We start from the raw sequence: 23844 nt of genomic DNA, 5'->3' as shown, positions 1-23844 counted from the left end.
TAATTTGAATTACTTAACATTTTTACCATATTTTCAGATTATTTTATAAACAGTATCTATTAAAAATAATAGCTTATGCAAAATATACCAAGATTTTACAGAAATAAGGTCATCAAAAATTTGTGTTTGCTTTATATAATGATGAATTGTTCAGAAGGAATCAGATACATGCCTCAAATGCCCTCAAAAACTTTTCTCAAATTTTGTAGAGCAGCAGTTATTTTCAGTAGTATCGGTATCGGTTTATCTGGCGTAGGCTTGAGCAACGCACATGCAGCAGCAGAAACGCTTGATTACCAAAAAATATTACAAGAAGAAAGAGCTTGGGCAGGTCTATCGAGTAAAACGTTACGTGTAGGGGATGTGGCTTGGTCATATAGCGAAGGTGGTGATCGTAGTAAACCTACCATTTTGCTGATTCATGGTTTAGGCAGCAGTCGAGATACATGGAATGATGTGGCCCAGCAACTTACGCCATATTATCATGTTGTTATTCCTGATCTACCTTTTGCAGGCACCACGCAAGTTTCTGAAAATTTTGATGTTTCTGTTCCAAATGTTACAGAACAATTGCGCCGTTTTATTGAGGCTGCACGTATTCAAAATAACTTAAATGTGGTTGGCCATTCCTTAGGTGGTTCGATTGCGATGTTCTATGCCTCACAATATCCTTTTGATACGCAAAGTTTATTTCTACTGAGTTCTGGTGGTGTGTTTAAAAGTAACAATACCAATTACTTAAAAAACCCTGTCTATCTCAAACAGTTGTTAGTGGCACAGTCGGGGGATTTGAATTTTGTCATGAAAAAAGTCATGTATAATCCTCCTTTCACCCCGAGCATTATCAACAATGAACGTGAGAAATTATTGATATTAAAAGCACAAGATAATAAAAAAGTCATTGATCAACTGGATGCCTTAAATAAACTCTACACTACGACTTCATTTGCAACGATGGTCAGAAATATTGAAGCCCCCACATTAATTTTATGGGGAAAACAAGACCAAATCGTCAATGTAGAAGTTGCTCAAGAATTGAAAACAATTATTAAACGTAGCGAAACACCTGTACTGTTAGACCGTGTAGGTCATATGCCGTTATTGGAAGCGCCGACAAAAGTTGTGGATGCCTATCTCACTTTTTTAAATAAAGTTCAATTGCAAAAAAATCCTTTGGCTGATCAAAAGATTTTATAATCAAGGTTTAATTTATGACTCATCCAGTAATTGAACAATTAATCGATGCGCAACTGGCTTTTTTAGATCAAGAATTTGCTCAGCCTGAAAGCATTCAAACTGAATTTAAAGAATTTTATCTTTGGTTTAGAAAGCAAACTCTGCAAAATATTTGGAGTTTTGAGCAAATCAACCAATTGTTGCAAAAACAAATTTTAGCCACACCTGCAAGTGTGTTTTTAATTGAGCAAATTTGGGAACATATCCGTTTTGCGCTGATTCATCCAAGTAATGACAATACAAATATCGAAGATATTGTCCCTGTCAAAACCATTGATAAAATTGCGCAATACGTTGCAAGCAAGTCTTCGCATCGTAAGGCATTGATTCATAGAGTCGTGAATAACCCTGCATTTTCAGTGATGCTTACGCAATTGATTCATCACTCAATCCAAGATTATATGGATAATTCAGTCATGAGTAAAAAAGTGCCAGGCGTTGGGCGCTTTATGAAAATGGGCAAATCCGTATTAGAAACGGTAACGGATACCAATTTAGATGACACAGTAAAACATTATTTACAAAAAAATATCATCAAGATCAGTCAACTCAGTGAGCAAGTGATTAACCAACATTTTGATGATGATAAGCTCTATCATTTCCAAGCAAACTTGTGGCATAAAATCAAAAAGCAGCCTTTAAATGTTGTGCGTAATTATGTCGAAGTAAATGATTTGCCAAATACCGTAGGTATGGGGCATGAAGTTTGGGAGCATTTGCGCCAAACGGATTATCTTCAACAACAAGTTCATGATGGTGTATATGCATGGTACATTCGTAATCAAGAACGCCCTTTTGATTTATTATTACGTGATTTAAATATTGATGAAGCATTGATTGAAAGTGAATTAAAAAATTTACTTAGTCCAATTATTCAACATCTTATTTCATCAGAACAACTCAGAACCCGTGCTCGATTCTATTTAGAGAAGTTTTATTATTCTGAGCAAACTTTAAAGATACTCAAGATAGATGATGCCTAGTCTAATTTACTTATTTTAAAACACGTAAATATCTTAATATTTACGTGTTTTTCTTAGTAAAAATATTGACCATACATAAAGGCTTGATGAGTTTAATGTATGGTATTTTTAATCAATTAAACTTTAAAAATTATAAGTCACACCCAAATTATAACGACGACCATCTAACACATAACTATATGTGGCTGTATCAATTTCCTTATCAAATACATTATAAATACCCGCAGCAATTTGAATTTGGCTGGTTGGTTTATAGTTGACTCCCATATCAATCATGCCATAGGCAGGTTTACCTTGTGACATGCTGGTACGACCTAAATAATCTGAGGTTTCACTTCTAAAGTTATAACGCCCCCACATATTCACTTGATCTGTGCTTTGCCAGTCGAGTGTGGTATTAAACATATGTTTAGGCATTTCATTTAAAGGCTTACCTTTAAACTGCCCACTTTTTTGCTCGGTATCTGTAAATGTATAGTTTGCAGTCCAGTTCAAATCAGGTGTCATTTTCCAACCAAAAGTTGCTTCAACACCACGCATATTGGCTTTATCTACATTTTCCCGTGTACGGATAAAATCAAACTGCTCGCCAAAAAGCACACATTCAGTATTTACTTTGACATCACAATTTCCTACTTCAGTAATTTTGTCTTTAAATTCACTATTAAACACAGTTAAAGAGGCATTTAAGTTTTTATTATTTGCCCAATTCAAAGACATTTCATAGTTGACACTTTTTTCAGGTTTCAGATTTTCATTACCAATAATTACCCCATTACTCAGTCCACCACCTGTTACTTGTCCCCAACCCGGCACGGTTGCTCTTAAAGCTGGTGTTTTATATCCAGTGGAAATACCCCCTTTGACAATCCATTCATTATTTAATTCCCACACCCCATAAACTTTTGGGCTCCAATGACTACCAAATTTCTCATCTTCATCCAAACGAATAGATGTTGTTAAGGTAAAAGGTTCAAAAATTCTCCAGTTATCTTCTAAAAATAATGCCCAACTATAGCGGTCTAGACTTGTGATTTTTTGACCATTGATCATTAATTGATTTCCTTGATCATCTAATTCTTCTTTTAAATATGAGCCCCCAAAACTCAGATCATGATCTCCCCAATAAAACTGATTAATTGTATTAAATGTTGTATTTACCGCTTCCATTTCCCGTGTTTTATTGTCAGTTTCTTCACGTTGAATATAAGATGATGTACGAACAGCCCCAATTTCGCCTTGATGGCTAAGTGTGTATTCTGTGCGGTAATAATCATTATAAGCATTTGTTGCAGGACCATTTTTATTGGCTTTGTCTTCAATGGTTTTTCCTACAGTACCATCACGATTTTGAATAGAACGCTGATATGTCAAATCCAGTGTATGCAAATCATTTGGCGTGAAACTTAATGTGGCACCACCTGCACGCATTCTTTGCTTTTTATAGCCACCAATAATTTCGTCTTCTTCACGATGCGAAAAAGTCCCATTAGCTTTAAACCCTAATAAATTTTCAATCAAAGCGCCAGAAACATAAGCATTTGCTTGATAGAGATTTCCAGAGTGATGATCTTCTTGCAATGTTGAATCTAATTTCACTGTACCCGTCCAGTCTTGTGAGGTTTTTTTAGTAATAATATTAATCACCCCACCCATCGCATCTGAACCATACAAACCAGACATTGGACCACGCACCACTTCAATACGTTCAATTGCACCAATTCCTGGTAACCATCCTTGCTCAATACCTGAATTATCACTATTTGGTCGTACAGCACGTGTATTTACTTTTTTACCGTCAACTAAAATGAGCGTATAAGCACTTCCCATCCCGCGAATACTAATATCACTCGAACTTCCTCCACCTGTGACCACCACACCCGGTACATCTTTTAAAGCATCGGTAACATCTCGATAGGCTTTTTTATTAATTTGCGCTTGGGTTAATACAGAAATAGAAGCAGCAGCCTTCTTAGCACTTTGTTCAAAGCCTTTTGCTGTCATTACAATTTCATCTAATTGCACGGGTGACTGAATATTACTAGAATTTTCTTGTGAATCTTCTGCATAAACATGTCCGATCATCAAGGATAGAACAGAAATGGATAGCACAGATTGGATAATACGGTTTGACATAAAAGCATCCCCCGACGTTTTAAAATGATTAAAAAAGGATAAAAAGTGTGGTTTTCGTGACTAAGTGTAACAAATAAAATCTAAATTACAATAATAATGATAATAATTCTCATTATATTAAACAGAATTTATTTTGATTTTGCCCAAAATTATTTATTTTTTGAAAATATTTTTAGGTTTATTATTTTTTTAAATAAATCATTTAAAAAACGTTAAACAAAAAAAAGCTCCTCAATCTGAGAAGCTTTTTAAACAATTTTGCTCAAAAATTATTTGAAATATGCACCATCTGCTTGACTATGGTCAGTTTGATCCACCACACGTATTAATTCAGGCACATGTTGTTTTAAAGTGGTCTCAACACCTTGTTTTAAGGTCACATCAATCGCTGAACAACCTTGGCAACCCCCACCGAATTTAAGGACAGCAGTTAAACCATGTTCTTCATCTTCCAGCACTTCAACCAACGCACAGTTACCGCCATGCCCTGCTAAACCTGGATTAATCTCGGCTTGTAACACATAAGTAATGCGCTCTTCAATCGAAGCATCTGGACCAACACGTGGAACTTTTGAATTCGGTGCACGAAACGTTAACTGCCCACCAAAACGGTCTTTATTGTAATCAATCACAGCATCTTTCAAATATGGGATAGATGGCGTATCAATGAATGCTGGAAAGTCTGCGTAATCTTGACGATAATCAGTTGGAATTACTTCTTCAGGAGCGCTATATGCCATACAACATTCAGCACGTGGCGTGCCTGCATTTTCTACAAATACACGAACGCCAATCCCTGGAGTGTTTTGCTTCTCCAACAAGTCTTTTAAATACTCTTGCGCAGTCGGAGTAATCAATAAATTTGGAAGTTCTTCTGCAACTGCAGTGTTGGTGTTCTCAGTCGACATAACTATTTCCTCAAGCTGAAGCTGCTATTTTAACTGAAGATGCGGCTAAAAGATAAAAAATCAACTAAATTTGTCGGAATTGATGTTAAAGCCTATGATTTTCTCGTGTGTAACTGCTAAATTGCTGTTAAATTGATCTTCTACCTTTACCTTATACATACTTATGCTGCATTTACCCTTTAATCATACCATCACGATTATCTTAATTACCGTGATCATTTCTCTAATTGCTTTTTCAAATCGCCAAGTTATGGATCGTCTGATCTTTTGGCCACCTGCGATTCAGCAAAAAGCGCAATATGACCGCTTTATCTCACATGGTTTTATTCATGCCGATGGTATGCATTTGCTGTTTAATATGTTTACCTTGTTTTTCTTTGGTAGCGTGATTGAAAGTTTTTATCGTCAATATTTATATGACTTAGGTTTTGTGCTGTTTTATATGGGTGCTTTAATCTTTGCAATACTTCCAAGCTATTTAAAACATAAAAATGACAGCCATTGGGCAAGTTTAGGCGCTTCAGGTGCAGTGTCTGCGGTACTGTTCGCTTATATCTTATTTCAACCTTGGAAATTAATTTTTGTCTTTTTTATCCCTGTTCCTGCGATTATTTTTGCAGTGTTATATGTGGGTTATAGTATTTGGTCAGGTAAAAAAGGCAATTCAAATATCAATCATAGTGCGCATTTGTGGGGTGCAGCTTATGGTGTGATCATGACTATTATTATTGAACCAAGAGTCATTCCAAATTTTTTAAGTCAGTTGATGCAGTTTCCCTCTTTCTAATTCTAAACAACACAATACTCATTCATTGGTTCCAATGGATGAGTATTTGCTCAGTTTTACATATCAATTTCATATTATTTGCTAAGACATATAAATACTAAAAAATTCAATTTTTATTATTTTTTTATCCTAAATCCTTCTTTTAGTCTATCTACAACCCTTTAAAACAGACCTTCATAGATGAAAAGAAAAACCATTGTTCAGCTCATTTCCATATTAGTTTTAACGCCATATCTCACAGCATGTAATGATAATAAAGACAATGACACGGCAGAAGTCATTTCCCCGAAAAGACCAAATGTGTTGTTTATTATGGCAGATGACTTAGGCTATTCTGATTTAGGTGCATTTGGTGGTGAAATCCACACACCGAATCTTGATGCACTTGCCAATGAAGGACGAATCTTATCGGATTATCATACTGCTCCTACCTGTTCACCCACGCGTTCGCAGTTAATCTCAGGTACAGATCACCATCAAGCAGGCATTGGTGCAATGGCTGAGTTAACCCCTGAACATTTACGTGATCAAGCTGGATATGAAGGGTATTTAAATAATCGCTCATTGTCCATTGCTGAAGTTTTACGTGACAATGGTTATCGAACTTATATCAGTGGTAAATGGCACTTAGGTTTAACACCTGAAACAAATGCACATGCCAAAGGGTTTGATCATTCTTTTACATTATTACAAGGCTTAGATTTACACTTCAAACATGCACCGAGTGGATATAACCGTGGTGCAACTTATACAGAAGATGGTAAAGAAGTCCCAATTTCTGCTTTACCTGAGAATTTCTTCTCGACTGACTTCTATACAGATAAGTTATTACAATACTTAGAAAATGATAAAAAATCGGATAAGCCATTTTTTGCCTATGCTGCTTATACTGCGCCACACTGGCCAATTCAAGCACCCCAACAATATAGTGACAAATATAAAGGTAAATATGACGTTGGCTATGAAATCATTCGAAATAATCGAATTGCTCGTCAAAAACAACTCGGCATTATTCCTGAAAACTTTCAAGCAGCCGAACCTTTAGACACAACCAATATTCCAAACTATCCAAAATGGAATGAATTAACAGCAGAACAAAAAGCCATTGAAGCCCGAAAAATGGAAGTCTATGCAGGCATGGTAGAGAACCTCGACTATAATATTGGTCGAATTGTGCAATATTTAAAAGCCAATGGTCAGTATGACAACACATTGATTTTCTTTGTTTCAGATAATGGCGCGGAAGGCTTTGTACGTGGCGGAGCGGATAATAAACTCTTTGATCATTCTTTAGCTGCGGTAGGTACAGATCAATCTTATCATTACATTGGACCACGTTGGGCAGAAGTGAGTGCTGCACCTTTCCACCTCTGGAAAGATACTGCAGGTGAAGGAGCAACCACAGCCCCTGCACTCATTAAACTTCCAAATCAAAAACAAGCTCAAAGCCACTATCATGGTTTTGCTTCTGTACTTGATATATTGCCAACCGTATTAGATTTCGCACAAATCAATCTACCGAAGGATCAATACAAAGGACGGAAAATTAACAATCCGACAGGCTACTCTTGGAAAGCAACCTTAGAAAATAAACAAGCTTCTATCCGTCCTGATAACTTTAGTTTTGCAGATGAACTACATGGAAGTAAATATGCCAAACAAGGCGATTGGAAAATTGCATTACAAGCAAAAAGCAATTTAGGAACAGGTCAATGGGAACTGTATAATCTTAAGAATGATCGTGGAGAACGTAATAATCTTGCGTCTACACATCCTGAACAAGTTGCTAAACTTGTAGAAGTATATAATAAATACACACAACAAAATGGTGTATTGGAATATCAAAAATAATGCGTAAACTTCCAATATTCTGGATCAGTTGCAGCCTGTTTTTGACAGGTTGTAACTTTTCACATTCAGATAAAAAATCAACATCTAATACAGCCAAAACCACACATTCAGTGAGTTTAGGCTCAATGACTAAATGTAAAAACTATTCAGGTTTACCTAAAAACTGGTTAAAAGATCCTCATGCTGGCATGGTTTGGATTGAAAAAGGGCACGTTCAACTGGGTTCAAATCTTGCCTATCCCGATGAGATCAATCATGGCGAGAAAAATCGTAAAGTGAATGGTTTTTGGATTGATCAAACTGAAGTCACTGTCGCCCAATTTTCAAGTTTTGTCAGCGCGACGCATTATCAAACAGATGCAGAAAAACAAAATGAAGCTGCTGTTTTTAGCCCAGATCCCACAAAACCTCAACAATGGTGGCAACTCAAATCAGGTTATACATGGAAAACCCCAAATGGTAAAACTGGTCAAAAACCACACCCTGCTGAGCCAGTTCGCTATGTAACCAAGAATGATGCTGAACATTATGCAGCGTGGTTAAATCATGAATTACCTGATGAAATTTCATGGGAATATGCAGCCAAAACCTCAACCTCACAAGATGTTGCCATGCATCATGAACCTCAAAATACTGAACACCAACCTATAGCAAATTATTGGCAAGGTGAATTTCCTTTTGAGAATTTAAAACAAGATCAATTTGAAGGCATTGCACCTGTAGGCTGTTTTCCAGCCAATGCGTTTCAACTGTATGACATGATTGGGAATGTTTGGGAATGGACATCTTCACCATACACAGGTGCACATGATGAACACATGGGAAATTATCGTCATTTAAGACAACAACACATACATGCACAAAACTTTGTAATTAAAGGCGGCTCATTTTTATGTGCCAATAATTATTGTGCTCGTTTTAGAGCCAGTAGTCGTCATCCACAAGAACTCGATTTAGCCACAACGCATGTGGGATTCAGAACGATTGTCAAAAATTAAATAAAAATGCTTGTAGTATAAAATACAAGCATTTTCAAAAAAGTAGTGAAAAAACTTAGAAGGTATAGCCCATGTTGACCATGAAACCTTTTAAGTCATTGTCAGTGTAGGTATAGGTTGCTCCAATACGATAATCTGAAATCCACGCATTGGGTTTAAGGTTTTTAAAGCCAATGGATGCAGAAATGTCATGTGACACTTCAGTGTAAAGTTCATCGCCATGAAAATCTGTACGAGCCAAAGAGACTTTTGCAATCAATGGACTATTGTTGATACTACGTTTTAAGACTTGGCTATATTCCACACCATTACGAAGTACAGTATTTTTTAAATCATAATGGGTTTCATAATCACCAATTTTGATAGAGTCAGTTTTATATACCGTTGCCATGTTGATGATATTAATCGATGCATCCCAACTTAAAGGAAACTGTAGATTACTCACTAAACCACCACCATAAATGATGGCAGCCGAACCTAAATCCTCTGAACCAGTTGCACCCACACGTACTTGTGGCATAACAAACCAAGTTAGATCTTTATTTTCATAAGCTTTAACGTTTACACCCAAGCCCAAATTGAAACTCGCAGAATATGCACCTTCTGTATCCACCAAAGTAATTGGCGCATCAATGGCTAAACCGACTTTATCGCCTGCAAACCAATGGCTATAACTGATGGGCAAATTATAAACGTCCACACCATAATCCCCTTGGGTATAACGTCCAAAACGTGGTGCAATACCAAAACTTGTCCGTGAGCCTTCAGTTTTTACACCAAATGCGTGATCTGAAGTCATATCAGACATCGCATCTGTGGTATTGACTGTCATTGTACTCATTAAGCTATTTGGATTACCTGCAACAGGATCAATGGCTGTGTTTTTTACCCATTCTTTGGTGAGTGCTTTTAAAATATAATGGTCTTGACCTTTAAGCGCATCTAGAAAAGCATCTTTGGCTTGCTCACGTGTTCCCCCTACCTCACCATAAACTTTTTGAATCCCTAAAGCTGGAATGCTGAATTTGAGTTGTGATGAATCTTTTGCAAACTCTAATTGCGTATTCACACCTCTTAGATTTAATGCAGAATGCGCATATGTGGTTTCTGTATAATTTGGAAATAACTGCTTCATATTGACTGATGCATATTGATCAATTGCATCGCTGATATTGTTATATCCTTGTGTTTGATAACGTCCTTGATCTACATTAATTTGCGCAGTAAATATATATTTTGCTTGTACATTACTCATAACAAAAAGCGCTAAACCACTAACCAGATATGCCCCGAATTGAATTTTCATAAATTTCTCACAGATTCTTAGATCAAATTTCCCCACGCTCAATGTATTGTTTTATAAAAATACTTCTATTCCTCAAATGAGGTATTTAGCTTTAAATTTGCTAAAAAACTTATATAATTTGAAATAATTTCCAAATTTTTATTCAGCCTTACAGTATTTTAAATTACTTAACTATTTACATATTTATTCAAAAAACTCGTTATTCTTTTTTGAAATTTAAGGTATTTATATAGGATTATTGAGATAAAAAAGGGAATGAATATGAAAAAAATACTCAGCTTATGGACTGCTGTTATTGTCTTTTCACTCAGTGCTTGTGCTGTACATACGCCAGCAGGAAGTGTTGTGGTTGACCCAGATGGTCATTATCATGATCGAGGAGATCGCGGTGATTTTTGTCCACCAGGACAAGCTAAGAAAGGACGTTGTTAAATTTTTGAGCCTCACTATTTAGAGGCTTTTTCATAACTTGAATTTCAAAATATTTTATTGAAAAGTGCTCTATTTTGGCAGATATTGCTACCGTATATTTAAACCTGACGTGGATAATGTATACATCTGTATATTAATGACGAAAAAATAGAGATTTTTTGCATGTCTACTTCATTTGACGGTTTACAATTCCCCATCCACCCTGACACCCAAAAAGCAAGTTCTTCAAGTACAGGAAAAGAAATTATTGCAGCAGCGCTTTCTTTGGTGGATGAGGTCAGCTCACAAAATGCTTTAAATGAAAAAAATTGGCGTAAAAATTATCCTCGGCATTTTAAAACCTTAGTTGCGCATGGGATTCGTTCAGTGAATGCGCCCATCACCATCGCAAAACAAGGTTTAGCCGAAGCACAAAATCGTTTTGAATTTTATCGAAATGGACAATGCTATCGTCTAAAAGATGTCATGCAAGTGCCCAATATTCAAACATTCCATACATTTAAATATCAAGGACAAAGCACGGCTTCACCTGAATGGTACGTGCCTTATCATGGTCAAAAACTGCAAGGGCAAGCCTTACTTGATCAAATCCAAATTTGGGAAAATCATGGCATTGTTGAAACTAGCCATGCCGATGCCTTACGGGAAGTGATTGCACATCCTGAATGGTTTGATTTGTCTGATCGTTCTATGGTGTTATTTGGCGCAGCATCCGAAGCAGGTCCCTTAACTTGGCTTGCCAAATGGAAAGCCAACATCATTGCCATTGATTTACCAAATGCCAAAGTTTGGGAAAAAATCCTCAGTACCATACAGCAAGGCAATGCGACATTATATGCACCTACTACAGCACCATTGACTGGAGATATTGAAATAAATGAATTAAAAAATAAACTAGGCGCAAACCTACTTACCCAAACACCCGAAATCGCACAATGGTTAGCGCAAAATCCGAATACTTTAGATTTAGCTGCAATTGCCTATTTAGATGGTGAAAAACACGTACGTGTGTCGATGGCAATGGACAGCATCATGAGCCATGTCAGCGCACAAAAACCAGATACATCATTGATGTATATGTGTACGCCTACCGATGTCTATGCTGTGCCTAAAGACGTCATTCAAGCGTCTACGCAAAAATACCACCAACGTTCAAAAATTGAAAAATGGTTAAGTAAAAGCGTTGCAACCGCATCTATGAAACATTTTTTTAGACATAATAGTCAGCAATTAATCAACTCCGACAATGGAAAAAGTTATGGTATTGCCGATTGTTTAGTGATTGAGCAAGGGCCAAACTATGCTTTAGCCAAACGTATCCAACAGTGGCGAGCAACTTTAGCACGTCATCATGGGCAAAAAGTCAGTATTAATATTGCTCCTTCCACTACCACAGTTTCTGTGACTAAAAATCCATTACTCAAAGCTGCATTTAATGGGGCAAGTTTATTTGATGTAGAAGCTTTTGCACCTGAGACGACCAATGCCTTAATGGCAGCATTATGGGTTCATGATTTAAAAAATCCAACCTCAGTGGCAAATCCTGAAACGCAGATTGAACATCCTTTGGAATTAATCATGGAAGGTGCAAACCATGGTGGCTTATGGCGTGTCGCATATTTGGCTCGTACCGCCCTGCCTTTTGCAGCAATTTATGGCTTTGCCAATGACAAATTACCCATCAAACAAGTACTTGGAAAATTTAAAAAATAATCCTATAAAAAACGCTGCGATTGCAGCGTTTTTTATTGAACTTCAAACATTCATCTCGTTATTAAAATACTTTTAATAACAACCAATACAAAGCACCTGATAAACAGATCGTTGCGGGTAATGTGAAAATCCAAGCGGAAAGAATGGTTTTAACGGTATTAAAGTTTAGACCTGATTTATTTGCAACCATAGTCCCTGCTACAGCAGAGTTTAAAACATGCGTTGTAGAAACAGGCATACCAAAACCATCAGCTGCTGCAATTGTCGACATCGCCACAAGTTCAGCTGACATCCCTTGACCATAGGTCATATGATGTTTACCAATACGCTCACCCACAGTAACCACAATACGCTTCCAACCCACCATTGTGCCTAGACCAAGTGCCAATGCTACGGCTACTTTCACCCAAGTCGGAATATACTGTAGGAATGAATCAAGATTCTTACGATACTCTTTCACTGTTTTTGCTTGTGCTTCATCCATTTTTGGCAATTGCTCAGCTTTATCCAAACGTTTAAAAGCTGTTGTACTTAAGTACATATCATTACGCAACGATGAAACTTCAGACTCAGGAATATCTTTTAAGTCACCAAATTTACCAACACGCTCACCCAAATGATCAGTCAAACTTGCCAAAGCAGGCACAACTTCAGGTGTGATTTCTTTGGTTTGAATATATTTGGTAATGGTATTACGTGCTTGCTCATCTGGAATATCTGAATGCTGTGCATAGATTGCAGATGCTGTCTGTTCAGATAGTTGAGAGAAAGATTGTAAATGTTGCTGATCTAAGTTCTTATTCAAAGAATATGCCAATGGTACTAAACCGATCAAAATCAACATGATCAACCCCATACCTTTTTGACCATCGTTTGAACCATGCGCAAAACTCACCCCTGTACATGTGAAAATCAAAATCGCACGAATCAAAGGCGGTGGCGGCTTATTACCTTGTGGTGGTTGGAATAACTCCAATTGTTTCTTGAAAATCTTTTTCACAATCAAGAACACAACAGCAGCAAAGGCAAAACCAATCAATGGAGAGAACAATAAAGCCTTACCCACTTTCATGACTTGATCCATGTCTACACCACTTGCACCACTTGCCGAGTGCAAAATGTAGTTCATGATTCCCACACCTAAAATCGAACCAATTAACGTATGTGAGCTTGACGCTGGGATGCCTAAGAACCAAGTGCCTAAATTCCATAAGATCGCTGCAATCAACATGGCAAAGACCATGGCAAAGCCAGCACCACTTCCCACATTCATAATGAGTTCAACAGGCAGTAATGCGATGATGCCATAAGCTACCGCACCACTTGCCACCATAACCCCAAGAAAGTTACAGAAACCAGCCCACATCACTGCAACAGGCGCAGGCAATGCATTGGTATAGATGACCGTTGCGACAGCATTGGCTGTATCATGGAAACCATTTACAAACTCAAAACCCAACGCAATAAATAAAGCAGTCGCAAGCAATACAACCGAATATAAGCTTAAAGGCGGCACATGCGCCAAATCAGCAGAAAGCTGAACACCGATATAAATAAGTGTTGAAATAATAATCGTAAGAAACACCGGCATAAAAAACTTTGGTGTCGGAACATGAACATTCGTCGACTTATTTGGAGTCGATGAGTGTGATGCATCTGAAACGGGAGGTAAATTAGAATTCATGCAGACGGTTTAAGCGGATAATAAAATGCGCTTATTGTTCAATTAAATTGTGACAATTATATGACAAATAACTATCATATAAAGCAACATTTTTGCTGAATCATATATATTAAGAATCACAACAAATCATGAAAAAATTAATTTAAATATTTAAATTCAAATACTTAAATAATTTTAATTAGCATTTAAGCACACTTTTCATTGTTTTTAGCTCTTGAAATATTTGTAATATTTGCAATAAAAAATTGCAGATTATTTTTTTGGGCGAAGCAATTTACACTTAGAGCATGACATTTACATGAATATTCAAGAACAAATACATTTATTTTTCTCAAAAATTGCTGATAAAAGGGCAGCAAAAAAATAATTTAAGCCCCTCTAAGCATGAATAACAATAAAACTGATGTGAATTCTGCTAACATATATGCCGATTTTATATTCCATCGGATTGGGTTATTTATGTCCACGCTTACCACTCTAAAAGAGCTACTGGCTCAACGGATTCTGATTATTGATGGTGCTATGGGTACCATGATTCAGCGTCATAAACTTGAAGAAGCCGACTATCGTGGTGAGCGTTTTGCCGATTGGGCTTCGGACTTAAAAGGCAACAATGACCTTTTGGTATTGACCCAACCACAAATCATTCAAGGCATTCATGAAGCGTATTTAGATGCAGGCGCAGATATCATTGAAACGAACTCGTTCAATGGTACACGTGTCTCTATGTCTGACTATCACATGGAAGACCTCGTCCCTGAGATCAACCGTGAAGCAGCACGTATTGCCAAAGCAGCTTGTTTGAAATACTCAACGCCTGATAAACCACGTTTTGTGGCAGGTGTGTTGGGGCCAACATCACGTACCTGTTCAATTTCACCGAATGTGAATGATCCTGCTTTTCGTAACATTACTTTTGATGAACTCAAAGAAAACTATATTGAGGCTGCACATGCCCTCATCGAAGGTGGTGCAGATATTCTGCTGATTGAAACAGTTTTCGACACTTTAAACTGTAAAGCAGCGATTTTTGCAGTCAAAGAAGTCTTTCATCAAATCGGTTATGAATTACCACTAATGATTTCAGGCACGATTACCGATGCTTCAGGGCGTACTTTGACAGGTCAAACGGCAGAAGCGTTCTGGAACTCAGTACGTCATGGTGATTTGTTGTCGATCGGTTTTAACTGTGCGCTCGGTGCTGATGCTATGCGCCCACACGTAAAAACAGTATCTGATGTTGCAGATACTTTTGTTTCAGCACATCCAAACGCAGGTTTGCCAAATGCGTTTGGTGGTTATGATGAAACTCCTGAACAAACCGCAGCATTCTTAAAAGAGTTTGCGGAAAGTGGTTTGATCAATATCACAGGCGGTTGCTGTGGTACCACGCCTGATCATATCCGCGCCATTGCCAATGCTGTAAAAGATATTAAACCACGTCAAGTGCCTGAGACTAAACCTGCATGTCGTTTGAGTGGTTTAGAGCCATTTAACATTTATGATGATTCTTTGTTTGTGAATGTCGGTGAGCGTACCAACGTTACAGGTTCAAAGAAATTTTTACGTTTAATCCGTGAAGAAAACTTCGCTGAAGCTTTAGACGTTGCCTTGCAACAAGTGGTTGCAGGTGCGCAAGTGATCGACATTAACATGGATGAAGGGATGCTCGACTCGCAAGCTGCGATGGTGCATTTCCTTAATCTGGTGGCTTCTGAACCTGAAATTTCCAAAGTGCCAATCATGATCGACTCATCTAAATGGGAAATCATTGAAGCAGGTTTGAAATGCGTTCAAGGTAAGCCTGTGGTGAACTCGATCTCGCTCAAAGAAGGCTATGACGAATTTGTGCATAAAGCACGTTTATGTCGTCAGTATGGTGCAGCCGTGATTGTTATGGCATTTGATGAAAATGGTCAGGCAGATACTGCGGCACGTAAAAAAGAAATTTGTAAACGCTCTTATGATGTATTGGTCAATGATGTTGGCTTCCCTGCTGAAGACATTATCTTTGACCCGAACGTATTTGCTGTGGCAACAGGGATCGAAGAACATAACAACTATGCAGTAGATTTCATTGAGGCGACTGGCTGGATCAAACAAAACCTGCCACACGCCATGATTTCAGGTGGTGTATCCAACGTTTCATTCTCATTTCGTGGTAATGAACCTGTACGTGAAGCGATTCACTCGGTATTCCTTTATCATGCCATCAAGCAAGGCATGACCATGGGGATCGTCAATGCTGGTCAAATGGCGATTTACGATGATATTGACCCTGAACTAAAAGCTGCGGTTGAAGATGTGATTCTGAATCAGAATCAAGGTGAAAGCCAACATGATGCCACTGAAAAATTGCTTGAAGTTGCAGAAAAATATCGTGGTCAAGGTGCAGCACAAAAACAAGTTGAAAACCTCGAATGGCGTAATGAGAGTGTAGAAAAACGTCTGGAATATGCCTTAGTCAAAGGCATCACGACTTTTATTGATGAAGATACTGAAGAAGCTCGCTTAAAATCCAAACGCCCTCTCGATGTGATCGAAGGCCCACTGATGGACGGCATGAACGTGGTTGGCGACTTGTTTGGTTCAGGTAAAATGTTCTTACCACAAGTGGTCAAATCTGCCCGTGTAATGAAGCAAGCTGTAGCTTGGTTGAACCCATTCATTGAAGCTGAAAAATCTGGCGGTCAGTCTAAAGGTAAAGTCCTGATGGCAACCGTAAAAGGCGATGTACATGATATTGGTAAAAATATCGTGGGTGTGGTTTTAGGCTGTAATGGTTATGACATCATTGACTTGGGCGTAATGGTACCTGCTGAGAAAATTTTGCAAACCGCAATTGATGAAAATGTCGATATTATCGGTTTGTCAGGTTTAATTACACCATCGCTGGATGAAATGGTTTTTGTTGCCAAAGAGATGCAACGTAAAGGTTTTAACATTCCTTTATTGATCGGTGGCGCAACCACCTCTAAAGCACATACTGCGGTAAAAATCGACCCGCAATATTCAAATGATGCAGTGATCTATGTTGCCGATGCTTCTCGTGCAGTCGGTGTGGCAACCACATTATTGTCCAAAGAAATGAAGCCTGCTTTCGTTGCTGAACATCGCGCTGAATATGCAAAAGTGCGTGAGCGTATTGCCAATAAACAACCGAAAGCAGCAAAATTGTCTTATGCTGAGTCTATTGAAAATGGCTTAAAAATTGATTTTGCAGCCAACAAACCTGTGAAGCCAAACTTCATCGGAACGCAAACCATCACCAATTATCCATTGGAAACTTTGGTGGAATACTTCGACTGGACACCGTTCTTTATTTCTTGGAGTTTGGCAGGTAAATTCCCTGCAATCCTCAACGATGAAGTAGTCGGTGAAGCTGCGACTGATTTGTATAACCAAGCCCAAGCAATGTTGAAAGACATTATTGACAATAAACGCTTTGATGCGCGTGCAGTGTTTGGTATCTACCCTGCTAACCGTTCTGCTGCGGATTCGGTTGAAGTTTATACAGAAGATGGGCAAGCTGTGACGCATACTTTCCATCATTTGCGTCAGCAGTCTGACAAAGTGACAGGTAAACCAAACTTGTCTTTGGCTGACTTTATTGCGAGCAAAGATCAAGCTGAGGACTGGTTAGGTGGTTTCACCGTGTCGATCTTTGGTGCAGAAGAAATGGCGCATGAGTTCAAAGCCAAAGGTGATGACTACTCTGCGATTCTTGCGCAATCTTTAGGTGACCGTTTTGCAGAAGCTTTTGCGGAACATTTGCATGAGCGTATCCGTAAAGAGTTCTGGGGTAACCAAGCATCTGAAACCTTAAGTAATGAAGAGTTGATTAAAGAGAAGTATGTCGGGATTCGCCCAGCACCAGGTTACCCTGCTTGTCCTGAGCATTCTGAAAAAGCATCTTTGTTTGACTGGTTAGGTTCTACTGATAAGATCGGTACGCAGTTGACCACAAGTTTTGCGATGTGGCCACCTTCTTCTGTGAGTGGTTTCTATTATGCAAACCCTGAAAGCCAATACTTTAACGTGGGTAAAATTGCTCAGGATCAGCTTGAAGATTATGCGCAGCGTAAGGGTTGGAAAATGGATGAAGCGAAGCGTTGGTTAGCGCCGAATTTGGATGATTCGGTTCAGTAATTTTTTCTACTTCAAAATTAATCCCCCTAAATCCCCCTTTTGCAAAGGGGGACTTTCGCGTATCCAATGAATTATGTGAGAGCTCCTCCCTTTTTTAAAGGGAGGTTGAGAGGGATTAAATAAAATCGGAAATAAGGGGGCTTTTCAAAGTATCGAAATTGAATCCAATTTCATTATATTTAATTAACCTAGCATTTTTTATTAAAAAACCACTATCATATTGATCCTTAAATAAATTTGATTTTAAATCATTCTTAAGAATAAACTCTTCCTCAAAAGACTTAAACTGTATTGTACCAATCATTAATTCTAAAAAACCATTAAGAGAAATTACTACATCATAGTCATTTATAGTTTGATCTACTTTTAAAACTGTTGTTTCAGAGCACTGAAAATTAAAATAATAGTCTTCCTTATGTACATCTTGATCAATCCATATACAGGCTAAATTTTGAGATGTTATATATGGAAACATATTATATTTTTCATCAGCCTTTAATGTTTTATAACCTGCTAAACAACTTTGTATTTCTCTCAAACTAAAACCAAAAGTTGTTTCAGTTTTTTTTGACTTTATATTATATCCTATTGAACCATTTCCATATTTATTCTTTGATAACAATAAATTTTTTGCATTTACGGGTGATCTAATTACTTCAGGTAAACTTTCAATAATTTTACCAAATAGTATTTCTAACTCTTGCTTTTCTCTCGTACCTGAGCAAAATATTCTATATTTAACATCATTGCCTCTATCATAAATTCCCGTCCTGCTTTCAATCCAAATTCCAATAATAAATCCAACTTTAACTTTTTGTTTTAAATAAGCAGTACAAACAGACTCAAATGTTGAATATTGCCTACCACCATATTTTTTTGTCTAAAAAGCTGATAATCACCATCACAAACAATAAAACCCTTAAAACCATCATAGAAACTTATCTGCTTGTAATGTTTATTAAGTGTGTTATAGAGAGTTGTATTTCTATCATCTTCAGATACGGTATAACTAGAATGATGCGCTGTAGAGAATTTATCATTCAAACTGACTCTTAAACTGAAACATAATCCTTTATAATCACCTAGATCCTTAAAATCATAATATAATTGATCTAATTTAAGTTTGTTTTTAATCTTTTCGTGAAAACACCCTAAAATATCTTTAGGCAATTTCAAATCAATTGATTTTCCATTCCTATTTTCTGTACAAATATCCTCAATATCAAGATGACATGAAAAATTAGTTAATCCCAGATTTGAAAAATATTTATAAATTAATAACTGTAACTCTCCAATCCTATTATTATCATGTTTATTGTGATCAGAAATACATTTTATATCTGCTAAGAAATCAAATTTATGATTGGTAAAAAGTATGTCTGGCTTAAAACCAGTACCATTTCCACTATAATCTTTTTCTAATTCAATATTTCCTAATTTAGATAATTCTGCTGAAATTACAATTTCCCACATCGCATCTAATGCTTGCTTATCATTTGAGTTAAGCATTTGTAATAGTTGTTTGATGTTACTATTTTTATCTCTTATCAAGTCAATGCATTCTTGTATATAAAGTCTTGAAAAAATCATAGTTTAGATAGCTTTAATTTATTAAAATTTATTTTCTGATACTTTGAAGACTTGTTCAACCCCCATCACCTGCCCATTATAAAATCTCAGCACATTTAATCCCAACTGCGCTAAAGCTTCATCCCTGATCCGATCAGCCTCTAACCCATCTACTGTATAGTGCTGACTACCATCACATTCAATGACCAAATTGGCAGCAGGACAGTAAAAATCTACAATGAAATTTAAAATTGGTTTCTGCCGATAAAACTGCAAACCTAAAATTTGCTTATTCCGAAGTTTTGACTACAATAACTTTTCAGCCTCAGTCATATTATTTCGCAGATCACGAGATGCCTGTTTTAAACTCTTATTATACGGTTTCATTATTTTTATTATCCCAATAGATTTAGTCCTCCCTTTCAATAAAACATTCAACTAAAAAGGAGGAAAATATCTTTTAAGCGATTAATTATTTTCTAAAATTCGACAGTAAAGTATCCGTAATCGCATTATTATGCTTCACCACTTTGGTCTTTTTCGCTTTAGCTGAATTGTCTTCTACTCGCTCAATTTTGGTCGCTTTTAACTTGCCATTATTTTCAACCACAACAAACTTCACACGCTCATTACGCTTTGGTTCACCATCTGCCAGTGGAAAATCAGAAATATGAAAAAAAATATCTTGTTCAAGTCCACCAATAAAACCAAAACCTTTATCAGCATGATATTGTTTAATTTTACCTTGTTGAAATTCAGCTTTCATACATTCGCCCTAGCATTACATAATTACCTTATTATACCTATCTTAAAAATTAATCAGATAGAAATAAGCTATATAGCAAAATAAAAACCAATAACTCTTTATTATTTTGCTCCAAGCCGATCTACAAATAACACACCATTCAAATGATCAACTTCATGTTGCACAATTCGAGCTGGAAAACCTGAAAATGTCGTTTCGACTTGTTCACCATGCAAACTAAAATATCGCACTGCGATCTGTTCAGCACGACAAACTTGTCCACGCTCATCAGGTACACTCAAACATCCCTCTTCACCTAAAACTGTTTGTTGGGAAAATGATAAAATTTCAGGATTCACCATCACTACAGCATCCATCTCTGGTGCATCTGGATAGCGAGGATTTGGACGAGATGCCACAATGATGATTCTTTTGGAAATATACACTTGTGGTGCAGCGATGCCGACACCATTTCTCTGTAACATTGTGGCATGTAAGGCAGCAGCCAATTGTTGCAGCCACTCACTAGCAAATTCAGTTTCAGCAACAGATGCAGCAACAAGCGTTAAAACAGCTTCTCCACGTTGTGCAACAGGTAAAATCACCGACATAACTTTTCTCTTGTTTTAAATCAAAATCATCTAGGCAACATACTTTTTCAAATAGATAAAGAATGAGCTGTTTTTAAGTATAGCTTCAGTTAGATACGTCATACTGATTTTTTCAGCAAAGCATAGCGAAAAAATGAATGTCAGCGTTTTATTATTAGGCGTGTTATTTAGCTCGATTGGCTTAGGTTATTTTATTTACGGTAAGAAACAACAGCATACAATGGCGCTAGTTTGTGGAATCGTGTTAATGGTCTACCCTTATTTTATTGAAAATATTACTTTATTAATTGTTGTGGGTATTGTCGTCATGAGCATACCAAAATTCATTAAATTATGAATAGAGCGCTTACAATATCATAAATTCTCTTGATTTATTTTAAGTAAAATTAATATCTTAAATCAATTTCATCATAGTAGCGCACCTGATTTCTGCCTTGTTTTTTGGCAAAATATAATGCCTGATCTGCTTGCCTTAACACCATTTCTTTAGTCTTATTTTGCTCAGACACAGCCACACCAAAACTGGCAGTTACATGTAATTTATGTTGTAAATCTAACAGTATCGGCTCTTGCTCTATTCCTTGTCGGCATTGTTCAGCAATCTGTATTGCTTGTTGTTGGGTTTTATTTTGCAAGATTAATAAAAACTCTTCTCCACCAAAACGTCCCGCCATATCTTGTTCACTCAAATGTAAATCAAGAATCTTGGCAACTTTGGTCAGCACCACATCCCCGATATCATGCCCATAATTATCATTAATATTTTTAAAATGATCCAAGTCAAGTAAAACTAAGGCATAGGCTTGTTTTTCAAATTGCATCAGAGTTAGGCGTTGTGCAAGACTACGGCGATTAAAAATATTAGTAAGTGGATCAATCAAACTCATGCTTTGAATTTGTGCTTCACGGTTACGCCACTGTGTCAGTAAAACTTCAAAAAGGATAATAGAAAAAAGAAAAATGGGAAAATATAGGATTAACATACTATACATCCAAAATGAATTTTCCGATAAATTACTGCCATTTAGTTCATGGCTAAATAAAGGTGCATATGGAATTTGTTTTAAACTGGTTAACACAATGCTGAGTAACATAAAAATGCTAATCGGAATCGCAGCGCTATAAATGATTTTACGATCAAATAAAACCACACCCACTGAAATGAGGCTGATATAACCGCCAATGGTTGCAGGGCTCATAATCCCAACATTAAAACCGCCATAAATTAAGGTTGAACCAAAATATAAAATCGCAAAATAAGGAAAATACTGTTGTATATATTTATTTTTTTGAAATTTCCAACTGATCACTGCCAAACAGATAAATGAAATCAAAATACCCAATGAAATACTCAGATGAGATTCATATAAATCAGCATTCATCCAATGTGTTAATGTCGGAATATTAAAAACACATAAGTACCATACGATCCATAATATGTAGACCAAGGCACCCAGTGTCATCACCAGACAGCATTTTGTGAGGGTATTCCAGTTTAAAATGATATTCCCGTTCATAAATTCACTGAGTTTCCCCACGCTTTCATTTGAGTCTGTCCTATTTATTTCTATTTCTTATATCATTTTTGCCTATCTATAAATAGACAAAATAAAGTTGCACCGTCATGCATAGAAAATCATAAAAAACACTTATGTCGCATTATGAATAAGCTTATGTTAAATACAAATCAAATTTTTATTTAATTTGATCACTATATCACATATAAAATAATACACTTTTCAAATTAAACCATTCATTTAATTTCTTAATTGAGCCATCTTATAATTTATAATATTTATTCAATCGCTGTAAATCATTTAAAGCAATTTATTTCGTACCTGTATATATTTTAATGGGTTGATGACATTCGATTATTAAATATAAATCTCGATATTCAATTAAAATATCAAATTCATCAGCGCCATTGTCCAGACCTGTGACCGTCCATATTGTTCCTGTAGGAAAGTCATTTAACCATCTTGCTTTATAAAAATCAGAAACCGAATCAAAATCTATAAATCGTTCAGGCTGCGCTTGAATTTTCTCCGCAAGGATTTGAAATTTTTTCTTTTGTATGGAAATAAAATCAATCAGCATTTAGCGATAACCTGAAGCATTAAGCACTTGTTTATTTTTAACTTGTGTCCATTGCCACCAGCCAAAAGCTGCCATTAATACAAATGCAGCATATAAAGCTGCGGTCAAATATAAATCTTTATGTAGGAACATTCCGACATATATAATATCAACAAATACCCAAAGCACCCATGTTGCAATATGCTTTCGACTAGTCCAATAGGTTGCGAGCAAACTAAATGCAGCCAGTTGTGAATCTAACCACGGCAAAGCAGCATCAGTAAAATGATGTAATGCCCAACCAAACAGGAAACCACCGACTGCTGCCAAAACCATTTGTATAATGACCAATTGCACCGAAATAGGAACGATACGGATCTCATGATCTTGCTGTTTGCCTTTGAGCCAATGATAAAAACCATAGAAATTCACCACCATAAAGAAAAACTGTAAAATGGTTTCTCCATACAATTTAAATTCAAAGAATAAATAGGCATATAAAACAAAAGCTAAAAAGTTAAAAAACCAACACCACATATTTCGTTTTATGGTTAAAGCCACACCGATGACACTAATGATCACGGCAAATATTTCTAATCCTGACATGTTGGGCTACCCATAAAACGAGGTGTTCATTATGAAAAAAAATCGGTCAAATGC

The 23844-nt window shown here is 36.7% G+C and carries 20 protein-coding genes and 1 pseudogene; 9 read left to right on the top strand and 12 right to left on the bottom strand.

What is annotated here, in order from left to right:
* Positions 1-168 precede the first annotated feature (168 nt).
* Positions 169-1197, top strand: coding sequence for an alpha/beta fold hydrolase (locus HUS24_RS00625; RefSeq protein WP_173910149.1), 1029 nt, complete (start codon positions 169-171; stop codon positions 1195-1197).
* Between the two features lie 14 nt (positions 1198-1211).
* Positions 1212-2219: a hypothetical protein gene (locus HUS24_RS00620; protein ID WP_173910148.1), complete on the top strand. Its 1008-nt coding sequence runs from the start codon at positions 1212-1214 to the stop codon at positions 2217-2219.
* A 123-nt stretch (positions 2220-2342) separates the two neighbouring features.
* On the opposite strand, the gene HUS24_RS00615 is transcribed toward HUS24_RS00620, so the two are convergent.
* The gene (locus HUS24_RS00615; RefSeq protein ID WP_173910147.1) at positions 2343-4355 is read right to left on the bottom strand and encodes a ligand-gated channel protein; all 2013 of its coding nucleotides are present in this window, start codon (positions 4353-4355) and stop codon (positions 2343-2345) included.
* Between the two features lie 269 nt (positions 4356-4624).
* Complete coding sequence (gene nfuA, locus HUS24_RS00610) at positions 4625-5263, bottom strand: Fe-S biogenesis protein NfuA (protein ID WP_173910146.1); 639 nt, start codon at positions 5261-5263, stop codon at positions 4625-4627.
* 163 nt (positions 5264-5426) lie between these two features.
* On the opposite strand from nfuA, the gene HUS24_RS00605 reads away from it, so the two are divergent.
* The 3 genes from HUS24_RS00605 (at position 5427) to HUS24_RS00595 (ending at position 8899) form a co-directional block, all read left to right on the top strand.
* Positions 5427-6050, top strand: a complete 624-nt coding sequence (locus HUS24_RS00605) for a rhomboid family intramembrane serine protease (RefSeq protein ID WP_173910145.1) — start codon at positions 5427-5429, stop codon at positions 6048-6050.
* Between the two features lie 180 nt (positions 6051-6230).
* A complete protein-coding gene (locus HUS24_RS00600) occupies positions 6231-7901 on the top strand; it encodes an arylsulfatase (protein ID WP_173910144.1) in 1671 nt (556 codons plus the stop codon).
* Entirely contained in the window at positions 7901-8899 is a 999-nt protein-coding gene (locus HUS24_RS00595; RefSeq protein WP_173910143.1) for an SUMF1/EgtB/PvdO family nonheme iron enzyme, read from the top strand. Before HUS24_RS00600 ends, HUS24_RS00595 begins: the two co-directional genes overlap by 1 nt.
* A 55-nt stretch (positions 8900-8954) precedes the next feature.
* Here the strand turns inward: HUS24_RS00595 and HUS24_RS00590 are convergent, their stop codons facing one another.
* A complete protein-coding gene (locus tag HUS24_RS00590) occupies positions 8955-10205 on the bottom strand; it encodes a hypothetical protein (RefSeq protein WP_173910142.1) in 1251 nt (416 codons plus the stop codon).
* A gap of 261 nt (positions 10206-10466) precedes the next feature.
* Here HUS24_RS00590 and HUS24_RS00585 point away from each other — a divergent pair, with 261 nt between their 5' ends.
* Both HUS24_RS00585 and HUS24_RS00580 read left to right on the top strand, forming a co-directional pair.
* Positions 10467-10637, top strand: coding sequence for a hypothetical protein (locus HUS24_RS00585; protein WP_173910141.1), 171 nt, complete (start codon positions 10467-10469; stop codon positions 10635-10637).
* 162 nt (positions 10638-10799) lie between these two features.
* Positions 10800-12350, top strand: coding sequence for a hypothetical protein (locus HUS24_RS00580; RefSeq protein ID WP_173910140.1), 1551 nt, complete (start codon positions 10800-10802; stop codon positions 12348-12350).
* Between the two features lie 61 nt (positions 12351-12411).
* On the opposite strand, the gene HUS24_RS00575 is transcribed toward HUS24_RS00580, so the two are convergent.
* Positions 12412-14034, bottom strand: coding sequence for an inorganic phosphate transporter (locus HUS24_RS00575; protein WP_173910139.1), 1623 nt, complete (start codon positions 14032-14034; stop codon positions 12412-12414).
* 459 nt (positions 14035-14493) lie between these two features.
* Here HUS24_RS00575 and metH point away from each other — a divergent pair, with 459 nt between their 5' ends.
* The gene (gene metH, locus HUS24_RS00570) at positions 14494-18183 is read left to right on the top strand and encodes a methionine synthase (RefSeq protein WP_173910138.1); all 3690 of its coding nucleotides are present in this window, start codon (positions 14494-14496) and stop codon (positions 18181-18183) included.
* Positions 18184-18298: 115 nt separating this feature from the next.
* Here the strand turns inward: metH and HUS24_RS00565 are convergent, their stop codons facing one another.
* The 5 genes and pseudogenes from HUS24_RS00565 to def all read right to left on the bottom strand — a co-directional run bounded on the left by HUS24_RS00565 (position 18299) and on the right by def (position 21108).
* Positions 18299-18805 carry a hypothetical protein gene (locus tag HUS24_RS00565; protein WP_173910137.1) on the bottom strand — a complete coding sequence of 169 codons (507 nt, stop codon included), beginning with the start codon at positions 18803-18805 and terminating at the stop codon, positions 18299-18301.
* A 197-nt stretch (positions 18806-19002) separates the two neighbouring features.
* On the bottom strand, positions 19003-19773 hold the full coding sequence (locus tag HUS24_RS00560) for a hypothetical protein (RefSeq protein WP_173910136.1): 771 nt from the start codon (positions 19771-19773) through the stop codon (positions 19003-19005).
* 21 nt (positions 19774-19794) lie between these two features.
* Positions 19795-20139: pseudogene (locus HUS24_RS00555) on the bottom strand (endonuclease domain-containing protein).
* A gap of 85 nt (positions 20140-20224) precedes the next feature.
* Complete coding sequence (locus tag HUS24_RS00550) at positions 20225-20518, bottom strand: cold shock domain-containing protein (RefSeq protein ID WP_065994709.1); 294 nt, start codon at positions 20516-20518, stop codon at positions 20225-20227.
* Between the two features lie 101 nt (positions 20519-20619).
* Positions 20620-21108 (bottom strand): peptide deformylase, encoded by a 489-nt coding sequence (def, locus tag HUS24_RS00545; RefSeq protein ID WP_173910135.1) that lies wholly within the window; start codon positions 21106-21108, stop codon positions 20620-20622.
* Positions 21109-21241: 133 nt separating this feature from the next.
* Here def and HUS24_RS00540 point away from each other — a divergent pair, with 133 nt between their 5' ends.
* On the top strand, positions 21242-21445 hold the full coding sequence (locus tag HUS24_RS00540) for an amino acid transport protein (protein WP_173910134.1): 204 nt from the start codon (positions 21242-21244) through the stop codon (positions 21443-21445).
* 49 nt (positions 21446-21494) lie between these two features.
* On the opposite strand, the gene HUS24_RS00535 is transcribed toward HUS24_RS00540, so the two are convergent.
* The 3 genes from HUS24_RS00535 to pnuC form a co-directional block, all read right to left on the bottom strand.
* The gene (locus HUS24_RS00535; RefSeq protein ID WP_173910133.1) at positions 21495-22571 is read right to left on the bottom strand and encodes a GGDEF domain-containing protein; all 1077 of its coding nucleotides are present in this window, start codon (positions 22569-22571) and stop codon (positions 21495-21497) included.
* Between the two features lie 364 nt (positions 22572-22935).
* The gene (locus tag HUS24_RS00530; RefSeq protein ID WP_173910132.1) at positions 22936-23205 is read right to left on the bottom strand and encodes a hypothetical protein; all 270 of its coding nucleotides are present in this window, start codon (positions 23203-23205) and stop codon (positions 22936-22938) included.
* Positions 23206-23790 (bottom strand): nicotinamide riboside transporter PnuC, encoded by a 585-nt coding sequence (gene pnuC / locus HUS24_RS00525; RefSeq protein ID WP_173910131.1) that lies wholly within the window; start codon positions 23788-23790, stop codon positions 23206-23208.
* Positions 23791-23844 lie beyond the last annotated feature (54 nt).

Origin of the sequence: Acinetobacter sp. Marseille-Q1618, from assembly GCF_902809855.1 — a bacterium.
Lineage (GTDB): Bacteria > Pseudomonadota > Gammaproteobacteria > Pseudomonadales > Moraxellaceae > Acinetobacter.
This window is presented reverse-complemented; position numbering and strand designations above follow the sequence as displayed.